Source organism: Flavobacterium esculini (genome assembly GCF_048284325.1).
In the GTDB taxonomy this organism is placed as follows: Bacteria; Bacteroidota; Bacteroidia; order Flavobacteriales; family Flavobacteriaceae; genus Flavobacterium.
Window position 1 is genome coordinate 382,894 of sequence record NZ_JBLVPI010000002.1, and the last position, 6,022, is coordinate 388,915.

The following is a 6,022-nucleotide window of genomic DNA, read 5'->3' on the forward strand; positions in this document are numbered from 1 at the left end:
ATCGGGGTTTGCCAAATAATCCCAAATACAAATCCAACTTTCCATTAAGCCAATTGCCTAAATACGTTGTAGCTGTTATGGGTTGCGGCTTTGTTAGTTTATGCTAAAGTCATTTTACCATCGATAAGTATGCTATTACTAGTCCAATAATTCCGATGATTATTGTAATGATTGTGTCTCGTTTTTGCCAACGAAACGATTTTTTAGCAATTTCATCATTGCTATTTACTTCTGTTTTGTTGTCTTTACCTAAGGTAATTTGTCCGCTGTTATTAGAAATAGTACCTACTTCAATTTTATCTCTCATATTATATATGTTAAATTCATTTTTTATGTCTGCGATTTTTGTCGCTGCTGTTGTGTGTTTTTTTCCAAAAACAGTTTCAGTAGGAATAGAATATTTTACATTTTTTCCGCTGTTTTCTTTTATGTTTTTTGCTATTTCAGCAAAACTGTCAACCTCAATTATTTTAGTTTCAAAACTGTCAAATTCGTTTTCGTTTGTGTCTTTGAAAAAATCAAAAAGTTCTTTAAGTATTTCGTCTAAGTTGGAAAGTAAAAATGAAAGACAAAGAAAATCACTATTTGCTTCAGCTCTAAAACTCAGATATTTTTGTTTGTATCGAAAAATTTGTTTTACGTCTTCTTCTGAAAAATTTCTTTTGAAATCTGATATTTCAGAAATATTGTTATTCCATATGCTTGTATAAACATCATCGCCTGACCAAATTCCTAATTCTTGTAATTTACTTGTGATTGGGATGTAAATGTTATCTGTAATAGGTTCAAATTTCTCCTTTATTTGTTTTTGAATGCTTTCGTAAGACCGTTTGTCTTTGTAATTTTCGTTTGGTTTTAATGTGTTTCTTTGTTTATCAAGTTCTTTAAGTTCATTGCAAAGCGGAATATATTTTTGAACGTATTCTGCTTTGTTTTTATCCAAAAAATCGATAAACTCAAATAATGCTTGTATTTTTTGTGGGATCATTTAGTCAAGATGTTATTTGGTTGTTGGAACGTTTTGCCATAGCCCATAACTCGTTTATATGTAAGACCAAATCATACAAGCCCGCCCATTTATGGGTAGATATGTATGACAAACGTCATACTTTGTTACAATTCAAATATATAGATAATTCTTTACAAATAGTTACAACCGATTATTTAATGAGTGAACTGGTTTGAGTGGTTTTGATGAACATTATTTTGAAAAGATAAACACCCTAAATAGCCCTGATGGCAATAAAAATCCCACGCTGGCATTACGAGGGACGAAGCAATCAGCGTGGATTGCAATGGACAGCAGGACGAGTCGTTCTTGTGGAAAACGGATGTGGTGCTCCTAAACAAAAAAAAGCTGCCCGATTGGACAGCTTTAGTATTTTGGATATTCCGAAACAAGTTCGGAATAAGCGATTCACACCATTTTACTTCATAAAATGGGTTCTCTGCTTATTTTATCATATCAAAACTTCTTTTCACAAAAGCAGTCAATGCTTCTCCTTTTAATAAGTTTTGTGATAATTTAGCTAAGTCTAATGCTTGTTTAACTAAACTTTCCTGAGCAGATTTGTCTTCAGTAGTAAGAATGGTTGTAGCCAAATCTGAATTGGTATTCACAACTAAATTGTACATTTCAGGCATATTTCCCATTCCGAACATCCCGCCACCGCCAGACTGACTCATTTCTTTCATTCTACGCATGAATTCTGGTTGCGTAATAATGAATGGGGCTGCTTGACTGTCCATTGCTTCCAGTTGTACCGAATAATTTTGTTTTGGAACTATCGTTTCTAAAACTGTTTTTAAATTGGTTTGCTCTTCCTCAGATAATTTAGAAATGGTAGTTTCCTCTTTCTTGATTAAATTATCAATATGATCTGAATCGACACGCACAAAAGTCATTCCGCTGTTATCGCCTTCAATTTTTTGGATTAAATGCGAGATAATTGGGGAATCAAGCAATAAAACCTCATATCCTTTGTCTTTTGCAATTTCGATATACGAGTGTTGCGCTTCTTTACTTCCGGCATATAAAACAACCAGTTTTCCGTCTTTGTCCGTTTGATTAGCGGCCAGTTTTTCTTTTAATTCTTCCAGCGTGTAAAATTTATCATCTACAGTAGGATACAAAACAAATGCACTTGATTTTTCGTAGAATTTATCTTCAGAAAGCATTCCGTATTCCAAAACGATTTTGATGTCGTTCCATTTTTTCTCGAAATCTTCACGGTTTTCGTTGAATAAAGATTTTAGTTTATCAGCCACTTTACGCGTGATGTAATTCGAGATTTTCTTAACGGCAGCATCAGCCTGTAATCCAGAACGAGATACATTCAATGGAATATCCGGTGAATCAATAACCCCTTTAAGCATGGTCAAAAATTCAGGTACAATTCCTTCTACATTATCGGTTACATAAACCTGATTTTGGTACAATTGAATTTTATCTTTCTGAATTTGTAAATCAGAACCCAATTTTGGAAAATATAAAATACCGGTTAAATTAAACGGGTAATCAACATTTAAATGAATGTGGAATAACGGTTCTTCAAATTGCATTGGATACAACTCATGATAGAAATTTTTATAATCTTTATCTGATAATTCCGTTGGCAGTTTTGTCCAAGCTGGATTTGGGTTATTGATGATGTTATCTATTTCAACTGTTTTGAAGGTCTCTTCTATGTCTTCTGGGGCAACTTCTTCACCCTTTTTTTGTTCAATTTTTTCCGTTTTGGTTCCAAATTTAATTGGAATAGGCATGAACTTATTGTACTTATTTAATAATTGACTGATTTTAGACTCTTCCAGAAATTCTAGAGAATCTTCAGCAATATGTAAAATGATTTCTGTTCCACGAGTGGTTTTATCAGCAGGCTCTAAAGTGAATTCAGGACTTCCGTCGCAGGTCCAGTGGGCTGCAGGTTCATCTTTGAACGATTTAGTGATAATTTCCACTTTTTCGGCAACCATAAAAGCAGAATAGAACCCAAGACCAAAATGACCAATAATACCGGAATCTTTTGCAGAATCCTTGTATTTGTCCAGAAATTCTTCGGCACCGGAAAAGGCTACTTGGTTGATGTATTTTTCTACTTCATCCGCAGTCATCCCTAAACCTTGATCGATAATGTGCAGTTTTTTACCCTCTTTGTCGATTTTTACTTCGATGATTGGATTGCCATATTCTACTTTGGCTTCGCCAATGCTTGTTAAATGTTTTAATTTTAATGTAGCATCAGTCCCATTTGAAATCAATTCACGCAAGAAAATTTCGTGATCACTGTATAAGAATTTCTTGATTAGGGGGAAGATGTTTTCTACCGAAACATTAATTTTTCCAGTTGTCATATTTTGAATTTTTAAGTTTGAATTTGGTACAATTTACTCAAATAAGATACCAATTTAGATTAAAGTGACAAATTGTCGGAAACGTTAATTATGATACAAAATAATTTAATTCTGAAACAATTTTGTTGAAGTGCTTTGTATCTTTGTAAGAGTATTAATTACAAATTTTTAAAAGATGAAAAAAATTATTTTATTATGCATATTAGCTGTTTCGATGTTTGCTTGTAAGTCAAAATCAGTAACAGGTACTAATGAAAATACTAAAGCCCAAGTTGCAATGAAAGGAAACTGGGTGATTAGTTCAGTAACGTATCCGGGTTCGCAATACATTAAAGTAAATTCTTTTCAAATTGCTGATTCAGAATGTTTTGTTGGAAGTACATGGAAGTTTATTTCAAATAATAATAAAGGAAATATGGCTTTGACAAAAGCGGGTTGTACTTCATTTAGCTCACCGATCACTTGGTTTGTAAACAAAGACGGGCAATTTGTTCTAAAAGTTTTAGACGCAGGTATAAAAGCTAAAAAAGTTAGAGAAGGGTATGTCCTTATGGTAGCAAACCAAACAGCTACTTCTTTTCAATTGATTGATAAAATTGACGTGGGAGGAAAAATAACTGACGTGGTTTACCAATTTCAAAAAAACTAATTACATAAAAAGACAGATATGAAAAAGATTTCAATAGTTGCGATAGCAACAATACTAGTTATAGGTTCAATGTTTACAAGTTGTGAAGCATTAAAAAATACAAATAATGCGCAAAAAGGTGCTGGAATTGGAGCCGTTGGTGGAGCCGTTATAGGGGGAATCCTTGGAAACAACCTTGGTAAAGGAGGAAAAGGTGCTCTTGGAGCTGTTTTAGGTGGCGTTGTCGGAGGAGTTGCCGGAGGTGTTATAGGTAACAAAATGGACAAACAAGCAAGAGAAATCGATGCCGCGCTTCCAGGAGCTGAAGTGGTGCGTGTAGGTGAAGGAATTAAACTGGTTTTGAATGAAAATGCAGTACGTTTTAATACGAATAAATCTTCTTTGACTGCCGAGGCAAAAGCAAATTTAGATAAATTAGTTCCCGTTTTTAAAGAGTATCCTGATACAGATATCACAATTTACGGGTATACTGACATTACTGGTACACCAAAATATAATTTGAAACTTTCAGGAGAAAGAGCAGCATCCGTTAGAGATTATTTAGCGAGCAGAGGAGTTTCCTCTACGAGATTTCAAGTTACCGGTTTAGGAATTGCTGACCCAATTGCATCAAATGAAACAGTGGAAGGCAGAAGCCAAAACCGTCGTGTTGAATTTGCGATTACTGCAAATCAGAAAATGATTCAAGAAGCTAAAACTGAAGTGAAGTAATAAGCTGATTTTATATAAAAGTAAAAGCTGTTTCATTACGAAACAGCTTTTTTTTTGGCTTTATTTTTAAATTAAACATTGTAAATTTGCGCTCTTAAATACAGAAGATGCTTGAAATAAAAAACATTTCTTTTACATACATTGAAAATCCCGTTATTAAGAATGTTAGTTTTGAAATTGCCAAAGGACAAAATATAGCTGTAATTGGCGAAAGTGGCTGTGGTAAAAGTACTTTATTGAAATTGATATACGGGTTATATGATTTGGATCAAGGAGAAATAACCTATGATAATAAACTCATTCTTGGACCTAAACAGAATCTTATTCCCGGCGAAGATTATATCAAATATTTAGCGCAGGATTTCGATTTGATGCCTTATATATCTGTCGAAGAAAACGTAGGTAAGTTTTTGTCCAATATTTATAAAGACAAAAAGAAAGCCAGAGTTCAGGAGCTTTTGGAAATGGTCGAAATGACGGAATTTGCAAAAGTTAAAGCAAAATACCTCAGTGGTGGTCAACAGCAAAGGGTGGCGCTGGCAAGAGTTTTGGCATTAGAGCCAGAAATCATTTTGCTGGACGAACCTTTCAGTCAGATTGATTCATTCAGAAAAAATGCCTTGCGCAGAAACTTATTCAGTTACTTAAAACAAAAGGGGATTACCTGCATTATTGCAACACATGACAGTACGGATGCTTTGTCTTTTTCAGATGAAACGATTGTGGTAAGAAATGGAAACATGATAGCAAAAGGAAACTCAAAAACCTTATATAAAAATCCCATTAATAAATACGTCGCGTCTCTTTTTGGGGAAGTTAATGAATTAAAATTGTCTCAATTAATTGAACTTGATGGAGATGATGAAGCGCTTTTATTGTATCCACATCAATTAAAAGTGGTCGACAACGGAAGGATGCAAGTGGTTGTGAAACAATGTTATTTTAAAGGAAGTCATTATTTGATTAAAGCCGCTTTTGAAAGAAGTGCTATTTTCTTTGAACACGATTCGGAATTAGAATTGAATCAAGAAGTGACTTTGATGTTAGCCTAAAGCAGATAGCCGTTTCAGATTGCGAAAGACAATGTAAGGACATAGAAAGGGTCTATAAGTATCGTTATTTCAGGACTAGACACAGATAAAAAACAAAACCCCAAAATCAATTTGATTTTGGGGTTTTGTTTTTTATCTGTGTCTAGTCCTGAAATAGCGATACACAAAAAAGTATTCTATGGAATCCGCACAAGAAACACGGTATGTTAAGCGTACCCAAAAAGACTACACTATGTCTTTAAAGTTAGAAATCGTT

Annotated in this window: 5 protein-coding genes; 3 read left to right on the forward strand and 2 right to left on the reverse strand. The window is 33.9% G+C overall.

All coding sequences use genetic code 11. From position 1 onward, the window contains the following. Positions 1–109 precede the first annotated feature (109 nt). Positions 110–988, reverse strand: a complete 879-nt coding sequence (locus ACNQGG_RS03435) for a hypothetical protein (protein WP_417961547.1) — start codon at positions 986–988, stop codon at positions 110–112. Between the two features lie 464 nt (positions 989–1,452). Then, on the reverse strand, positions 1,453–3,354 hold the full coding sequence (gene htpG, locus ACNQGG_RS03440; RefSeq protein WP_417961549.1) for a molecular chaperone HtpG: 1,902 nt from the start codon (positions 3,352–3,354) through the stop codon (positions 1,453–1,455). A gap of 175 nt (positions 3,355–3,529) precedes the next feature. Between htpG and ACNQGG_RS03445 the strand changes: the two genes are divergently transcribed. From ACNQGG_RS03445 to ACNQGG_RS03455, 3 genes are all read left to right on the forward strand, one after another. Then, on the forward strand, positions 3,530–4,003 hold the full coding sequence (locus ACNQGG_RS03445) for a lipocalin family protein (protein WP_417961551.1): 474 nt from the start codon (positions 3,530–3,532) through the stop codon (positions 4,001–4,003). 18 nt (positions 4,004–4,021) lie between these two features. Continuing rightward, positions 4,022–4,714, forward strand: coding sequence for a YiaD family glycine zipper/OmpA-like lipoprotein (locus ACNQGG_RS03450; protein WP_417961553.1), 693 nt, complete (start codon positions 4,022–4,024; stop codon positions 4,712–4,714). A 107-nt stretch (positions 4,715–4,821) separates the two neighbouring features. Further along, positions 4,822–5,766, forward strand: coding sequence for an ABC transporter ATP-binding protein (locus ACNQGG_RS03455; protein ID WP_417961555.1), 945 nt, complete (start codon positions 4,822–4,824; stop codon positions 5,764–5,766). Positions 5,767–6,022 lie beyond the last annotated feature (256 nt).